The organism is Gluconobacter kondonii (assembly GCF_002723995.1).
GTDB lineage: Bacteria > Pseudomonadota > Alphaproteobacteria > Acetobacterales > Acetobacteraceae > Gluconobacter > Gluconobacter kondonii.
On sequence record NZ_BEWP01000004.1, the window covers coordinates 177973 to 194550 of the forward strand.

At 61.0% G+C, this 16578-nt stretch carries 12 protein-coding genes; 4 read left to right on the forward strand and 8 right to left on the reverse strand.

Annotated features, from left to right (window positions below):
* Window positions 1-36 precede the first annotated feature (36 nt).
* Window positions 37-1116: a glycosyltransferase family 4 protein gene (locus GKO01_RS06195; protein ID WP_099286257.1), complete on the reverse strand. Its 1080-nt coding sequence runs from the start codon at window positions 1114-1116 to the stop codon at window positions 37-39.
* 41 nt (window positions 1117-1157) lie between these two features.
* Here GKO01_RS06195 and GKO01_RS06200 point away from each other — a divergent pair, with 41 nt between their 5' ends.
* Together GKO01_RS06200 and GKO01_RS06205 are read left to right on the forward strand one after the other, a co-directional pair.
* A complete protein-coding gene (locus tag GKO01_RS06200) occupies window positions 1158-2180 on the forward strand; it encodes an NAD(P)/FAD-dependent oxidoreductase (RefSeq protein WP_099286349.1) in 1023 nt (340 codons plus the stop codon).
* Between the two features lie 86 nt (window positions 2181-2266).
* Window positions 2267-3517: a D-amino acid dehydrogenase gene (locus GKO01_RS06205; RefSeq protein WP_099286258.1), complete on the forward strand. Its 1251-nt coding sequence runs from the start codon at window positions 2267-2269 to the stop codon at window positions 3515-3517.
* Between the two features lie 121 nt (window positions 3518-3638).
* Here the strand turns inward: GKO01_RS06205 and GKO01_RS06210 are convergent, their stop codons facing one another.
* Window positions 3639-4010: a hypothetical protein gene (locus GKO01_RS06210; RefSeq protein ID WP_244901351.1), complete on the reverse strand. Its 372-nt coding sequence runs from the start codon at window positions 4008-4010 to the stop codon at window positions 3639-3641.
* Window positions 4011-4191: 181 nt separating this feature from the next.
* On the reverse strand, window positions 4192-6012 hold the full coding sequence (gene typA / locus GKO01_RS06215; RefSeq protein ID WP_099286351.1) for a translational GTPase TypA: 1821 nt from the start codon (window positions 6010-6012) through the stop codon (window positions 4192-4194).
* Between the two features lie 169 nt (window positions 6013-6181).
* On the opposite strand from typA, the gene queF reads away from it, so the two are divergent.
* Both queF and GKO01_RS06225 read left to right on the forward strand, forming a co-directional pair.
* A complete protein-coding gene (gene queF / locus GKO01_RS06220) occupies window positions 6182-6670 on the forward strand; it encodes a preQ(1) synthase (RefSeq protein ID WP_099286259.1) in 489 nt (162 codons plus the stop codon).
* Between the two features lie 3 nt (window positions 6671-6673).
* Entirely contained in the window at window positions 6674-7480 is an 807-nt protein-coding gene (locus tag GKO01_RS06225; RefSeq protein WP_099286260.1) for an aminoglycoside N(3)-acetyltransferase, read from the forward strand.
* A 14-nt stretch (window positions 7481-7494) separates the two neighbouring features.
* Here the strand turns inward: GKO01_RS06225 and GKO01_RS06230 are convergent, their stop codons facing one another.
* From GKO01_RS06230 to GKO01_RS06250, 5 genes are all read right to left on the reverse strand, one after another.
* On the reverse strand, window positions 7495-9849 hold the full coding sequence (locus tag GKO01_RS06230) for a TonB-dependent receptor (RefSeq protein WP_174694252.1): 2355 nt from the start codon (window positions 9847-9849) through the stop codon (window positions 7495-7497).
* Window positions 9850-10039: 190 nt separating this feature from the next.
* Complete coding sequence (locus GKO01_RS06235) at window positions 10040-10516, reverse strand: flavin reductase family protein (protein WP_099286261.1); 477 nt, start codon at window positions 10514-10516, stop codon at window positions 10040-10042.
* A gap of 58 nt (window positions 10517-10574) precedes the next feature.
* The gene (locus GKO01_RS06240) at window positions 10575-11813 is read right to left on the reverse strand and encodes an outer membrane beta-barrel protein (RefSeq protein WP_099286262.1); all 1239 of its coding nucleotides are present in this window, start codon (window positions 11811-11813) and stop codon (window positions 10575-10577) included.
* An 81-nt stretch (window positions 11814-11894) separates the two neighbouring features.
* A complete protein-coding gene (locus GKO01_RS06245; protein ID WP_099286263.1) occupies window positions 11895-12734 on the reverse strand; it encodes an aldo/keto reductase in 840 nt (279 codons plus the stop codon).
* A gap of 81 nt (window positions 12735-12815) precedes the next feature.
* A complete protein-coding gene (locus GKO01_RS06250) occupies window positions 12816-16457 on the reverse strand; it encodes a PAS domain-containing protein (protein ID WP_099286264.1) in 3642 nt (1213 codons plus the stop codon).
* Between the last annotated feature and the right edge of the window lie 121 nt (window positions 16458-16578).

Consider the following 16578-nt stretch of genomic DNA (forward strand, 5'->3'; position numbering starts at 1 on the left):
GACTGCCCTGTGCCAGCAAGGGCGTTCAGCGGCGGGTCAGCGACCGCCATTCCGGAGAAGATCCATCCAGCGCGCCATGACGGGACCTTCCTGAAACGCAGCGGCCCGCAGCCGGGCAGCGTCAGACATAGCCTGACGCCGTTCAGGCGCGCGCATCAGCTCCAACAGGGCCACGGCTAAGGCCTCCGGCTCTTCCGGCGGCACCAGCAATCCGGTCTCGCCGTCGCGCACGATTTCCGCAGGCCCGGTCTCGCAGTCGAACGCCACGACCGGCAGCCCCGCCGACATGGCTTCAAGCAGGACCATCGGAAGCCCTTCATAACGCGAAGAAGCCACGAACATGGCCGCACGGGCATAATCGGCGTCGATCCCTCCGATAGCCGGCGCAATCGTCACACGATGCAATCCTTCCGCCTGTTGCAGCAGGGCGTCGCGATCCGGCCCATCCCCCCGGATCAGGAGATCCCAGCCTGCGCTCGCCGGGTCCTGCTCGACGATCCGCCAAGCCCGCAGCAACAGGTCATAACTCTTCTGCTCTGTCAGTCGTCCCGCCGCCAGAACCAGCCGGGAGTCTGGTGGATAGGAGCGATCCGTCACAGGAGGCGCCATGTTCGGAATGGCCGTCAGCCGGGCACGAAACGTCGTCCCCTCACGCCACAACGCCGTGTCCCGCTGCGTCAGGACAACCACATCATCGGCCCACCGCGCGGCGATCTGCCGCCCCCAGACGCGCTTGCGGCGATTGAGCGTCACGTTGAAATTGAAATGCTCCCACACCACGCAGCGCGCACCCGCCATCTTGGCTGCTGCCACGCCATAGAGCGCATGGGTGGACTCTACGACCACCAGCGTGTCGATCTTCTCCCGTTTCAGGAAACGCGACAAACGCCAGACGATCCGGAACCACGAATTGAAAATCTTCACCGGTCGGTCGAACAGCGCGGTCAGGGGAATATCAGGCGACAGGGGAAAGGCCGGAGCGCCCGCGCCGACCAGTTCCACGAGCCGCACGTCACAGCCCTGACGCACCAGTCCGTTCATGACGGCACAAGCCGAACGTTCCGTCCCGCCGAGGCCCTTCAGGTCCTGAATTACAAACGTATATCGTACGTTCAATGCCCTACCCCAAGCCCTTCAAACCGATTATGAAACAGATCATGACGACTGCACCCCACACCCTCAACACCGATGTCGCAATTGTCGGCGCCGGTCCGACCGCCCTCTTCGCCGCGTTCGAATGTGGCATGCTCAAACTGTCCTGCGTCCTGATCGACGCCCTCGACAGTGTCGGCGGACAATGTGCGGCGCTCTATCCGGAAAAACCGATCTACGACATTCCGGCCCATCCCGCCATCGAAGGCGGCGCCCTGATCGAGGCCCTCGAACAGCAGATCGCCCCGTTCGACGTGCCCCGCCTGTTGGGTTCGCGGGTCGAAACGCTGGAAGGGCACCGCGGAGACTTCACGCTGAAAACCGCACGCGGCGACGTCATCAATGCCAAGGCCGTCATCATCGCCGCCGGTGCCGGTGCGTTCGGGCCGAACCGTCCGCCGCTCGACGGGCTCGAAGCCTATGAGCGCACGGGCGCAGTGCAGTATTACGTCAAGAAACGTGCCGACTTCACCGGCAAGCGCGTCGTGGTTGCAGGCGGCGGCGATTCCGCGCTGGACTGGGCGCTGTCCCTCTCCGATGTCGCCGAGAAAATCTATCTACTACATCGCCGGGACCGATTCCGTGGCGCCCCCGAGACACTGTCTCGTATCGAACAGCAGATTGAGGCCGGGAAGATCGAGAAGGTTGTGCCCTATCAACTCCATGCCCTGCACGGCACGGACGGCGTGCTTTCGAGCGTGGAAGTCACCACCCTTGAAGGTGCATCACGCCATATCGAAGCCGATGCGCTTCTACCGTTCTATGGCCTGTCCACCGATCTGGGGCCGATTGCGCTTTGGGGGCTGGACACGCATCGCAACACCATCCCCGTCACCCCGGCCACGTTGGAAAGCAGCACGCCGGGCATTTTCGCGATCGGGGACGTGGCGACCTATCCGGGCAAGCTGAAGCTGATCCTTCAGGGCTTCTCCGAAGGCGCCATGGCAGCTCATGCCATCCATGCCATCGTTCATCCCGACACGGCCCTGCACTTCGAATATTCGACCAGCAAGGGCGTTCCGGGCTAACGCAACGGGGCAGCATTTTTCGTGGCGCTGAGCCGATCACGGTCAGTTCAGGGCGGTTCTACAGACGACAACACAGCAGGACAGATATGAAAGTCATCGTCATGGGCGCCGGAGTGATCGGCGTTACAACGGCCTGGTATCTCGCTCAGGAAGGCCATGAAGTCGAAGTGATCGACCGCCAGCCGGGTGTGGGTCTGGAGACATCTTTTGCGAACGCAGGACAGGTTTCTCCCGGCTATTCAACTCCCTGGGCCATGCCGGGCCTGCCGCTCAAGGCCGCGAAATGGATGTTCGAAAAGCACAGCCCGCTCGTCGTGCGCCCGCGCTTCGATACGGCCATGTTCCGCTTCATGGGCGAACTGCTCATGAACTGCACGGAAAAGGCCTATGACATCAACAAGGGCCGGATGCTGCGGATTGCAGAATATGCCCGCGACCGTCTGGACGCCCTGCGCGCCGAGACCGGCATCACCTATGACGGCGCCCAGAAGGGTCTGATCCAGCTTTTCCGCACGGACAGTCAGGTCGAATACGCCGCTGAAGACATGCGCCTGCTGGCGGAAAGCGGCGTCGAACACAAGCTGCTGACCGTGGACGAAATCCTCGCCCGTGAGCCCGGCCTCGCCCATGCGCGCCACCTGCTCAAGGCCGGTCTGCTGCTCCCCGGCGACCAGACGGGCGATGCCCATCTCTTCACGCGTCGTCTGGCCAAAATGGCCGAGGAAAAGGGCGTGAAGTTCCATCTCGGCGTTACGATCGAGGCTCTGGAAGCCGCCAGCGACGCCATCGTCAGCATCCGTACCAGCGCAGGCCGCATGACGGCGGACCGCTATGTTCTGGCTCTCGGCAGCTATTCCCCGCGCTTCCTCAAGCCGCTGGAACTGCGTCTGCCGATCTATCCGGTCAAGGGCTACTCCCTGACCATGCCGATCACGGACGAAAGCCGCGCGCCGGTCTCGACCGTCAATGACGAGACCTACAAGGTCGCCATCACGCGTCTGGGCGATCGCATCCGCATCGGCGGCACGGCAGAGCTGAACGGCTTCAACCTGCGCCTCAGCCCGGATCGCCGCGAGACGCTGGAACTGTCCTTCAGCGAAATGTATGGCGGCGGGGACCTGTCCTCCGCGAAATACTGGACCGGCCTGCGCCCCTGCACGCCGGACGGCACGCCGATCGTCGGCCCCTCCCCGCGCTACGGCAATCTGTGGCTCAACACCGGCCACGGCACGCTGGGCTGGACCATGACCGCAGGCTCCGGCCAGATCGTCGCGGACCAGATCTCCGGCCGCCAGACGGCGATTCCGTCGCTCGACCTGTCGCTCGACCGCTACTGATACAGTCCGTCCGTAAGCCAACACGGTTTACGGACGCTACAGGGCACAAAAAAGGGGGTCTGCCATGAGCAGACCCCCTTTTTGCTTTCCGCAGGTCTTCAGAAGAACCGCAGAAGATACCTCAGTTGGACGGTGCAGCGTCTTCAGTCGGCGTGGCATCCGTCGCAGCAGACGTCTTCTTGTGGTGCTTGTGCTTGTGATGATGCTTCTTGCCGTGGTGCTTCTTCGTGGACGTCTCGGCTTCGGCAGCCGGGGCAGCTTCAGCAGGAGCGGCCGGGGCAGTAACTGCGGGAGCCGGGGCAGTCTGAGCTTCAGCGGCGGGAGCAGCAGGGGCTGCCGTCGTAGCGGGATCGGCGAATGCCGGAGCGGCCGTCAGAGCCAGAGCGGAAACGGCGGCGATCAGGGACAGATTGAAAAGGCGCATCTGGAAACGAGGCTCCATAACAGAATAAAGACCGATCACATTCAGACGGTCTGAAGTGGTCTCGTCCATAACGTTATCATTCCCGCGTCATACGGTCGCGCATTAACTTTATGAAATTTCAGTCTCTTACGCGTGCAGAGTGCGAATACGCCTCAATTCAGACAAAGTCCCTTATCGTCCATAGAAAAAGGCGTGTCCCGAACAAACGGAACACGCCTTTTTCTTGAAACCCCGTCCTGAAAGAGACGGTTCAGCTTGCGCGGGACTTCGTGGCGCGCTTGCGATCATGCGGGTCCAGATGCAGCTTGCGGATCCGGATGGCAGACGGCGTCACTTCGACCAGCTCATCGTCTTCAATATACGCGATGGCCTGCTCAAGGCTCATGCGGCGCGGCGGCGTCAGAAGCAGGGCTTCGTCCTTGCCGGAAGCACGCATGTTGGTCAGCTTCTTTTCACGGACCGCATTGATGTCGAGGTCGTTCTCACGGGAATGCTCGCCAAGGATCATACCCATGTAGATCTTCTCGCCAGCATCGACGAACATCGTGCCGCGATCCTGAAGGGAGAACAGCGCGTACTGCGTCGTCGTACCGTCTTCAGCCGAAATCAGCGAGCCGTTACGGCGGCCTTCAATCGTACCCACATACGGCAGATAGCCGTGGAACAGACGGTTCATGAGGCCCGTACCGCGCGTGTCGGTCAGGAACTCGCCGTGATAGCCGATCAGGCCGCGCGACGGGATCAGGAACGTCAGACGGACCTTTCCACCACCGGACGGACGCATGTCCTGCATGACGCCCTTACGGAGCGACATTTTCTCGACGACAACGCCCGAATACGGCTCGTCAACGTCGACCAGAACTTCTTCGAACGGCTCTTCGCGCTCGCCGGTCTCTTCGTTTTCACGGAACAGAACGCGCGGACGGCCGATCGTCAGCTCGAAGCCTTCACGACGCATCGTTTCAATCAGAACGCCAAGCTGAAGTTCGCCACGACCAGCAACTTCGAAAGCTTCGCTTTCCGGGCTTTCCGTCACCTTGATGGCCACGTTGCCTTCGGTTTCCTTGAAGAGACGGTCACGGATCTGGCGCGACGTCACCTTCTTGCCTTCACGACCACCCAGCGGGCCATCGTTGATGCGGAAGGTCATGGACAGGGTCGGCGGATCGACCGGACGCGACGGCAGCGGCTCGTTGATGGACGGATCGGCAATCGTGTCAGGAATCGTCGCTTCGGACAGACCGGCCACGGCCACGATGTCACCGGCTTCGGCTTCTTCCACAGGCACGCGATCGAGGCCACGGAAGGACAGCAGCTTCGTCAGACGACCGGTTTCAACGATCGTGCCATCCGGACGCAGCACGCGCACCGGCATGTTCACCTTCGCACGGCCCTGATCGATACGACCCGTCAGGATGCGGCCCAGGAAGTTGTCGCTCTCAAGAATGGTGGAGACCATTCCGAACGGCGCATCCTTGTCCACGTTCGGCTGCGGCACATGGCGCAGTACGAGGTCGAACAGCGGAGCGAGATCCTTCTTCGGTCCGTCCAGCTCCAGATCGGCCCAGCCCTGACGGCCCGAAGCGTAAAGCATAGGGAAGTCGAGCTGGTGCTCGTCGGCACCGAGGGAGGCGAACAGATCGAAGATCTCTTCGTGCACTTCGTCCGGACGGGCATCGGAACGGTCGATCTTGTTGACGACGACGATCGGGCGGATGCCACGGGCCAGCGCCTTGCCAAGCACGAACTTGGTCTGCGGCAGCGCGCCTTCAGCGGCATCGACGAGGATGATCGCGCCATCCACCATGCTCAGGATACGCTCGACCTCACCGCCGAAATCGGCGTGGCCCGGGGTATCGATGATGTTGATGCGGGTTTCTTTCCACACAACGGACGTGCACTTGGCGAGAATGGTGATGCCACGCTCGCGTTCGAGGTCGTTGCTGTCCATCGCACGATCAGCAACATGCTGATTGTCGCGGAACGAGCCGGACTGTTTGAGAAGCGCGTCAACCAGCGTGGTCTTGCCATGATCGACGTGCGCGATGATGGCGATATTACGGAGTTCCATGTGGTCTTCCAGACGGGAGGCATCGAAGAGAGGATTTGCGCCGTCTTCTGCACCGAATCCCGCCAATATGCAAACTCTGTCACCGTCTTTTCGTCCTGAAGATGCCTTGAGCCTGCGGGAAAGCTGGGCCACATCTCACAAAACACCGCCCCTTTGAGGAACTCAGACCATGTCCAACCACCAGCCCACTGGTCCCTCCGCCCCCGGCACCGACGCTCTCAGCCAGCTTGGCCGCGCCACTACGACGCCGCAGAGTCCCGAGGAAGCCGTTCTCGAACGCGTCCCCTCCCCGCATCAGGGACGGCAGTATGTGGTGCGCTTCACAGCCCCAGAGTTCACCTCTCTCTGCCCCGTCACCGGGCAGCCAGACTTCGCGCATATCGTCATCGACTACATCCCCGGCGAATGGATCGTGGAGAGCAAATCCCTCAAGCTCTTCCTGACCAGCTTCCGCAATCATGGCGCATTCCATGAAGACTGCTCCATCGCGATTGCCGAGCGTCTGGTGGCGCTGCTTGACCCGCAATGGCTGCGGATCGGGGCGTACTGGTATCCGCGCGGCGGCATCCCCATCGATGTGTTCTGGCAGACGGGCGAGCCGCCGAAGGGTGTGTGGATTCCCGCACAGGACGTGCCGGGTTATCGCGGTCGCGGCTGAAGCGTGACTGAAGCCGCCGCCATCGCCCGCTCCAGCGGCCCTGTGACGCAAGCGCGACTGGCGGTGGACATTCAACGCCTCGGCGTCCTGCCGGGGATGACGCTGCTGGTTCATAGCTCCCTCAGCCGGATCGGCTGGGTCTGTGGGGGCGCGCGGACGGTTATCCAAAGTCTGCTTCAAGCAGTCGGCCCGGACGGCACGATCGTCATGCCCGCGCAATCCTGCGAACTGAGCGACCCGTCAGGCTGGTGCGACCCTCCTGTGCCGGAAAGCTGGTGGGAGACGATCCGCACCACCATGCCGCCCTATGATCCGCATCTGACGCCGACGCGGGGCATGGGGCAGATCGTGGAAGTTTTCCGGACATGGCCCGGCGTGCAGCGCAGCGCCCATCCGCAGGTTTCATTCACTGCTCTGGGGCCGCTGGCTGCGGATATTCTGGCGACTCAGCCGCTGGAAGATCCGTTCGGCACTCGCTCCCCGCTTTCGGCTTTGTCAGACCATAACGCACAGGTTCTGATGATCGGGACGGGTTGGGACACCTGCACGGCCTTACATCTGGCCGAGCGCCTTGCCGATCCTGATGGACCAAGATTTCAGGACGGAACCTGCATCACGGCAAACGGGGAACGCCGCTGGATCAGCATCAGCCTCCCCGAGACGCAGACGGAGCGTTTCGAGCCTTTTGGCGCAAGGCTCGACGGAAACAGCCTGCTCCGCCACGGGCATATCGGTTCGGCGGCCTCACGCCTGTTCCCGCTGTCTCCGGCCATTCGCATGGCCGTGCAGGACTGGAGCAGACAGGAATAGCCGCCGCAAAGTGATCAGTAAGACGCGCTGATCTCGCCGAGGAACATACGCCCAGCAGACGGCGTGGCGCGGTTGGAGAACAGGCTCTGGTAATTCAGGCGGTTCGCCAGGTTGTAGCCGTTCATCGACACTTTCCAGTGCTGATTGAAGCGGTGCGAGATCATGGCACTGAAATCCAGATTCGCCGGAGCCCGAAGCGTATTGGCCGCATTCAGCCACACATGCTCGCGCCATGTCAGACCGCCGCCAAACGTCACGTTATAAGGCTTTCCTGCAAAGGCGTTATAGGCCGACCACAGCGTTGCCTGATTATGCGGCACATACTGCACGTTCTTTCCACGATTGGCCTTCGTGGCTGAATAGGTGGTGCTGCTGTCATACAGGGCATAAGTGGCGGACACGTTCCAGCCCGGCAGAATGATGCCGCCAACGGACAGTTCGAGTCCCTGATTGCGCTGCCGGTCAGACGATCCCGTGATTTCGCCCGTCACCGGATCGGCATTCAGCGCATTGCCCTTATCCAACCGGAACAGCGATGCCGTCACACCCAAACGGTCGTGCAGGATGCTGTACTTGGCCCCAAGTTCATAAAGCTGCGCCTTTTCCGGGCTGGCGAAGGAGTTGGTGCCAGGACGGATGGGCACGGAGCCGTTGGTCACATACATACCCATCGGCGTCGTGGAATTGGCCCATGTGAAGTAATAGGTCTGATGCGAATCCGGCGTCAGCACGAGGCTGGCATTGGGATTGAACACCCCGCTCACATCATGGAAATGCTGGTCGGGGTTTTTCGCAACATCTCCACCTGTCAGATTGTAGCTCGTCTGCCAGCGATCCCAGCGGAACCCGCCCTTGAGGGACAGCCAGTTCGTGAACCATATCTGGTCGAACAGGAACAGCCCGGTGTCGAACCCGTATCCGTTGCTATGTGATTTCGCGCCTAGCGACCCCAGCGAGACAAGCCCACCCGGATTCATATCGCCCGGTACCAGATCCAGATTGCCGACATGCGGGTTCGGATTGACCAGGCTGGCATACGGCTTGGGCTTCAGATAGGTCGACTGCGACCGAACGTCATTGACGCGCTCGATATCAAAACCTGCAACGACCTGATGGCGCAGGAACCCTGTGTGGAAATCCGCGACCATCGAGCCCACGTTCTGCACCGACCAACTCGTCTGCTGATATGGCAAGGGCGCCATATACGTCCCGGCCCCCGTCCCAGCGCCCGCACCGACCGGCCCCGAACGCGCCACGAGCGCCTTAGACGGATCTCCACTGAAGTAGTTATTCACGCAGGTCGTATCGCAGGTCGCCTTGGAGGCCGCGAATGTCCGATAATATTCGCCCCCACGCAGATCATCATAGAACGTGATGTGTCTGTTCAGCTTGAAACTGAAACGGGCCGTTTCCATGTTCGCGTTCGTGGCGTTCTGGTCATTGTCCGTGCCGTACCAGTTGCTACGGCGGATGCCATATTCCGTGATGGGTTGACCATAAGCCGCGCCCGGCTTCGTCACGACTGGCACACCGAAATCCGGAATCGAATTTTCCTGCTGGTGCATATATTGCAGAACCAGCGTCGTTCTCTTGCCGATCCCGAAGGCCAGCGACGGCGCAATACCCCAACGATGAGAGTACAGATAGTCGCGCCCAACGATATTGTGCTCGTCGCCCATGCCCGTGATCCGGAAGGCCGTTGAGTCATTGATCTTCTGATTGACGTCCAGCGTGCCGCGGTAATAGCTACCAGAACCGCCAGAAAACTCGGCGTTGTAGTGGTTTTTCAGACCGGGCGTCTTGGTGACCATGTTGATGGCGCCGCCCGTCGTACCGTTGCCGAACACTTCGGAAGACGGCCCCTTGATGACCGAGACGGTCTCGAAATTGAACGCATCGCGTGAATAGACGCCGAAATCCCGCAGACCATCTTCATAGATGTCATTCTGGGCCTGAAAACCACGGATCAGGAACTGGTCGCCGTTCATGCCGCCCGCGCCCTCACCGATGGACGTCGTCACACCCGGAACGTTCCGCAGTGCCTCGTCGAGGGATTTGACGTTCTGCTGCTGCATCAGGGCCTGCGGCACCACGTTGATGTTCTGCGGCGTATGCATCACGTCCTGCGGCATCCGCGACAGGCCAGTGGAGTCATGCATGGTGTTGAAACCATGTCCCTGCACCGTCAGATATTCCGCATCCGCACCTTCAAGACTCTGGGTCTTGTTCAGGGATTTTGCCGCAGAGGGGGCCTTGGGGTTCGGTTTTTCGTCTTTTTTAACGGGGTCTGCCGCATAGCCCTGTGACGACATCAGCAGCGTTCCCGCAACTGATAGTGAAGTAATGTGCGTGCGCAGCGAACCGGTCATTGAAGGCCTCTTGGTTACGGACATGTCTCGTTATGTTGCAGAGGCAAATATTAGAAATAAGAATCATTCGCAATAAGTTTTTGAAAAAAACATTCTCCCGGATCAAAAACCCTCCCAAAACACATCAGGCTCTCCATCCCGCACACAGAGGATGGAGAGCCTGACCGGTCTCTTCAGAATTTTACAGACGTCAGAGCGTAATGCCGAGCTGTCCCTGGAAATACAGAAGGGGCGCACGATTTTCGTCGAGCTCAAGCGAAACAGGGCGCGCCATGAACAGCGCATGCGTACCGCCCTGGAATGTTTCGACCAGTTCGCAGTGCATCTTCACCAGCGAATCCCGAACAAACGCCGTGCCATCTGCCGAGCGTTCGATCACGTCGGAGCCGAACTTGTCGCCTGTGCGGCTGGCGAAGAGCATCGCCACGTCCTTGTGGTCGTTGCCCAGAATGCTGAGGCCGAACGTGCCGGCTTCCGCAATCGCGCGATAGGTCGCGCTGGCACGGTTGAGACAGATCAGCAGCAGAAGCGGATCGAGAGATACGGAGGTCAGGGCGCTAATGGTCGCCCCCTGCTCGCCTTCGCTGCCTTTGGCCGTCACCACAGCCACACCCGTGGCGAAATGGGACATGGCCTTGCGGAAATCGGTGTCGTTCGGAGTCGTCATGCAGACTCCTTGCCATAATCCGACGAGCAGCGCACCTCCCTCCTGTGGGGAGGGTCGTTTAGAAGCCCAGTGTCATATCCGCCCCAAACAGGATGCGCCCCATATGGTGCTGATCGTCGAACGGACGCGTGCCGTTGAGAGAACGGTCGAATCGCAACTCCGGCCGAAACTGGAGCAGCTTGATGTGATGCCCCACCTCCGGCCGCCAGACCGTATTGAGCGTCAGCGCGCCATAGGTCGTGGCGGGAGCGGACACAGAGCGTGTCGGATTGCCAAGCAAAGCCTGTGCATAGCCTTCATTCTCGGCAAAACTTGTCACGAAACTGCCGGTATTGTCCCGATAAAGCTCGGCCCGCGCATTGACGGTCAGGTTTGGATGCATGTGCCACCCACCCCACACCACCGCGCTCCATGTATCGGCCCGCAGCCCTTCGTCATGAAGCTGGTTCACCTCCGCCGTGACGCTCCATTTTTTCGAAAACGTCCAGGTTCCGTTCAAATCGTTCCAGTACCGCATGGCGCCGTTGGCCCTCGGCCCCAGAGCGCGCACGGCATCTTCTGGCCCGACCCGCAGCAGATAGGTGAAGGACAGATGACCGTCCGCCAGATCATTGCCCGTCACGCCGAGATATCCGGCAGGGCGGTCATTGTTATCCCCCCGCCCGAAGGACGTCTGGTTGCCGGTGTCCGCGCCGAACTGAAGATCGAAATGCCTGTCCAGATGAAGCTGGAACATGCCTCCCACATGCTCGAACGGCGTGGAATATTCGGTCGTATACGCCAGCGTATAGAACGCCCGCGTCGAAGGATCGAGCGTCTCCACGCCCATGGGCGACGTCAGAATCCCGATCTGCCCATCCAGCCCCCGGCTCGTAAACCACGGCATATGCAGCGCGACATTGGCAAAGGCCGGCATGGCCTGATAACGGCCATTGATCCAGCGATCAGAGACGCCCGCGATCGTGTAACTCCGGGCATCGGAGCCGTAGAGCATCCGTAGGTTCATCCCCAGCCCATACCCGCCCCCGATCGGATCGACGGGTTTGGTAAACGTGAAAGTCAGCTGGTTCAGAGTCGCCTGATCAGCGTAGGGCGAGAGAAGCTGACCGAAATTGAGATTGTTGGCGGGATGGCTCGAACTACCCATGACGCCGCCTTCGATCTGCGCGCCAAAGGACACATCGGAAAACCACTGATCCGTCCACGCCTTGTCCTGCGTCCCCGCGGCACGCGCCTGCGCTCCTGCCAGCAGAACCGCAAAAACCACCCTCAAACCCAGGCCCAAACGCTGCCTCATGCCATCCACCTTCCGGTTGCATGAGGCAGCCCATAGCACAGGCCCGATTTTTTACTTAATGTTGCTAAAGAGGAATATTTCTCAGAATTTCGCCGTTTTCGGGTCTGCGCCCATCCGGCCATCCGCACGATCCATCCCTGCGATGGCCTGCATGTCGTCGCCGTCCAGCACAAAACCGAACACATCCAGATTTTCCGCCAGACGCTTCGGATTGACGGATTTGGGAATCACGATCAGCCCGCTCTGAAGATGCCAGCGGATCACGACCTGTGCCGGAGTCCGACCGTGTTTTTCAGCAATCGCCCCGATCCGCTCATCACTCAACACACGCCCCTTGCCCAGCGGACGCCAGGCTTCGGTACGGATATTGTGCTTTTCGTGAAATTCCCGCAGGGCGCGCTGCTGAAAATCGGGATGGAGTTCAATCTGGTTGACGACCGGCACCACGCCCGTCGCATCCATGATCCGCTCCAGATGCTCCGGCTCGAAATTGGACACGCCGATGGACTTTACCCGACCGGATTTCTTCAGCTCGACCAGCGCCTTCCACGTCTCGACATACTGCCCCTGATCCGGCATCGGCCAGTGGATCAGATACAGATCCAGCACCGGGCGACGTAGCAGACGCGCGCTTTCTTCATAGGCCCGCAGCGCATTGTCGTAACCTTGCTCGTCATTCCACACCTTGGTCGTGAGGAAGATTTCGGGATGGTCTTCCAGACCTTCGCCGACCCCGGCTTCATTTTTGTAAAGACGCGCCGTATCGACGGAGCGATACCCGAGCTTCACGGCCTCCCGAACGATCTCCGCCGTCTCTTCCGGGGGCGTCTGCCAGACACCCAGACCGATCTGCGGCATGGTGTTGCCATCGTGAAAGGAAATCTCTGTCTGGGCATCGGCGGATGGAACCTGTGACGACATGTCTGTCTCCTTGCAGAACTTAAAGAAAAATCATCAGCGCTTGGGGTGCTGGCTTTTCAACGCAGGCTTCGGGCGCGAGGTTCAGTCGTCGTTCAGCAGAAGGGCCAGCTTGCGGTTGAATGTCTCGACCGTGAAAGGCTTGACCAGAAGCGCACAGCCGGGTGCAAGCGCCTGATTTCCCAGAATGTTCTGCTCGGCATACCCCGTGATGAACAGCACTTTGAGCGACGGCCATCGCGCCAACATCTGCTCACCCAGTTCGCGACCGTTCATGCCGCCCGGCATCCCGATATCGCTGATCAGCAGCGAAGGCGGCGCACCTTCCGCCACAAGAGCCTTCGCGGACGGCCCATCGCAGGCGCTCTGCACGATGCCGCCCAGATCCGCCACCATATCCGTCACGATCATCTGCACCGCTTCCTCGTCATCCACGACGAGCACGCGCAATCCTTCCAGAAGACGGGGCTGCGGCGCCGAAGGCAGAGGAGGAGGCTCGGGGCGCAGGGTCTCCTGTCCTTCATAGCGCGGCAGCCAGAGCGATACGGCGGTTCCCTGCCCCGGAGCAGAACGGATATCCACCTTCCCGCCCGACTGCTGGGTAAAGCCGTAGATCATACTCAGTCCCAGCCCGGTGCCCGATCCCTGTGGCTTGGTCGTGAAAAACGGATCGAAAGCACGCTGAACGACCTCGGGCGGCATCCCACAGCCTTCATCCTGCACCGTCAGAACCACATAGTCGCCCGGCGGAATTGACGCTTCGACAGACCGTGTCCGCCCCAGAATCCAGTTGGCACTTTTCAGCCGCAGCGTACTGCCCTGCTCGTGCATGGCATCACGGGCATTGATGCACAGATTAAGGATCGCGTTTTCAAGCTGATTGGCATCCACCCGCGTCCGCCACAGATCCGGCTGAAGATCCAGAACGAGATCTATACCCGGCCCAACCGTCCCACGAAGCAGGCTCTCAAGCCCCTGAACCAGCACATTCATGTCCGTCGGGCTCGGATCAAGGGTCTGCCGCCGCGAAAAGGCCAGCAGACGATGAGTCAGCGATGCCGCCCGACGAACCGCCTCCTGCGAGGCCGTAATGTAACGCCCCAGACCGTCTGTTCGCCCCTGCGCAATCCGCAAACCCAGAAGCTCCAGTCCGCCGCCGATCCCGGCCAGAAGATTGTTGAAATCATGAGCCAGACCGCCCGTCAGTTGCCCGACTGCTTCCATTTTCTGGGCCTGACGGAGCTGTTCCTCCAGTTCGTTACGTCGGGTCAGGTCCCGCCCGATCGCATAGATCGCATCGCCTTCGTCATTGCAGCTCCAGTTATAGGTCCGCCAGGTCCCGTCATGCCGCCGCATCCGCACATCCAGCCCCGCCGCTGGCCAGGGCGTGCCTTCCATAAGACGCGCAAACGTCTCGCGGACGGTCCGCTTGTCGTCGGGATGACAAAGCGCATCCAGCCGCAGCCCGGCCAGTTCGTCCATCCTGTAGCCCTGCATCTCTTCCCAGCTTGGGCTGACCGCGACGTAGTAGCCGTGACGATCAATGATGACGAAGAGGTCTTTTGCGATGTTCCACAGCCGATCGCGCTCGCGGGTGCGTTGCAGGATCCGCTCTTCGAGCATGACGTTGAGGTCCCGGATCTGCTGCTGGGTCCGGGCCTGACGCATGGAGGCATGGGTGCGGTCTGCTACCGCGCGGGTGAAGACGATTTCCTCATCCGTCCAGACATGCGGCACGTCATGACAGACGAACATCAGCCCCACGAAGCGTCCGAATTTGAAGATCGGAATGGCAAGAAACGCCACGATCCCCTCGGTCATATAACGTGCGCCATGCCCAGCCGTCAGAGCATCCGTATGGACATCAGTGATGGCGACGGGCTCGCCACGTCCCAGAGGCGTCCGAAATTCCCCGTAATCGGCAAACATCCGGACGCCCACAAGCGGACGTCCCGCTTCGGCAATGCCGCCGACGGCCATGCCGGTACCGTCATCATTGACCGTGCCATAACCCGCGCCACTCGCATCCAGCTCCCGACAGATAATCCGGGCCGCGACCTCTTCCATCATGCTGGTATCGTCGAGGGCGCGAAGCTGGTCCCCCAGTTCGACGAGCGCTGCCTGTCGCAGAGCCTGCCGCTTGCTCCGGTCGATATCGAACACAATTCCGGGGAAACGGGCCACACGCCCCTCTTCCCCGAGATCGCAGCGCCCGTTGCCCTCGAACCAGCGCTGTCCTTCCGGCGTCTCCGCCCGGAACTCGAAACGGCATTTTCCGCCCCGCCGCGTTGCCGCCGTCACCGCCTGCACCACCGCGAACCTGTCCCGTGGGTCCACAGAGTCATAAATGACGTTGGGCATGACCCCTTCACGCAGGCGGGCTGGCTCCAATCCCAGCGTCATGGCCAGCCGGGCATCTCCCGTCATACGCGATGTACTGTCGTCCCACATCCACGTCCCGGCAATCGCTCCGGCGTCAAGCGCGAGCTGAAGCCGCTCGGCGGACTGGTTGGCGTCCGTCAGATCACGCCCGATCGCCAGCAGACGCCGCACGTCGCCATCCTCTCCGAAGACAGGCGTGACAACCACGTCCCAGAAGCGGCGCGTGCCCTTCATGGTCATGGAATATCCCTGAAAACGCGCCGTTTCGCCCTCAAGGGCGCTCTGCACGGCCAGAGCCGCCCGCCGACGCGGCTGTCCACGCCACAGATCCACCCATGGCAGCCCGTGCATGATGATCGGGCTGTCCATCTCCATGGACCGGACGCCCCCTTCGTTGACGAAGCGGATACAGCCGTCACAGTCGAGAATATGGATGCAGTCTGGCAGGCTCGACAGTAGCAGCCGAGTAAAGGATTCACTGGAGCGCAACGCTTCCGCCGTCAGAGAGGCGGATGAGACGTCCATCGCCAGACCGACGCTGCGTCGTCCATCGGGGCGGGTTTCGTCTTCCCGCCAGCCACGCAGCAATACATGACGGAGCATGGGTGTGCCCTGCGAAGCAGATTGCCCCGACGGATACGCAGACCGGGAAGGCACCAGAATCCGGAAACGGAGTTCATAACATCCCTCGTCCCGCAGATCGTCCTCGATACCGCCATCATAAAGCAGCCGATCTTCCGGGTGGAGAAACACCAGAAGTTCATCAATGGGAACGCCCACCGCCAGACGCTCGGGCGGCAGTCCCCACAAACCTGCGAAACGCGCGTCTCCTGTCACCATCCGCATCGCAAAATCGTAGCGATAGAACGCAACATCCGCCGTATCGGCGACACGCTGCATCCTCAGTTGCATCCGCTCCACCGTCGCATTCTCGCGGATGGCGTGCTCCTCTGGTGTCGAAGCCACAGCCTGTTCGCTCAGCAGATCATCCACCTGCAACTCACACAGGGCACGGACATGCTCGAGCGCCGGAGCGTTCTGCCGCACACACAGCCAGACTTCCATGGCACCCGAGCGCACCGGCAGAAGACAGACCGTACACGCACCGAGAGACTGGCCATCCATAAGGCACGCCGCACCCTCGGCAGCAATCGCACTTCCCCTGCCACCCAGAATGCGCACGCCCTGCACGTCACGCACCAGCAGCGCTGCCTCTCCCCCGCCTTCCGCCGCCGCAAGAGCCAGAAGATGACTACACAGAATGGACGCACGCCCACCGGAGGGAGAAGGATGCGGCACCAGCGCGTCCATATCTCCACCCGTCTCCTGCATGCGATTCACCATTCCGCCTCCTCAGCCCTGCTCGTCCAAACGCGTCCTACTCGGAACTGCGTCCCTCCATAGCAGATCCGGCGTTGACCGCATCCTGTCAGAAACCTCCGCAGAACGCTGCGCCACTTTTTCG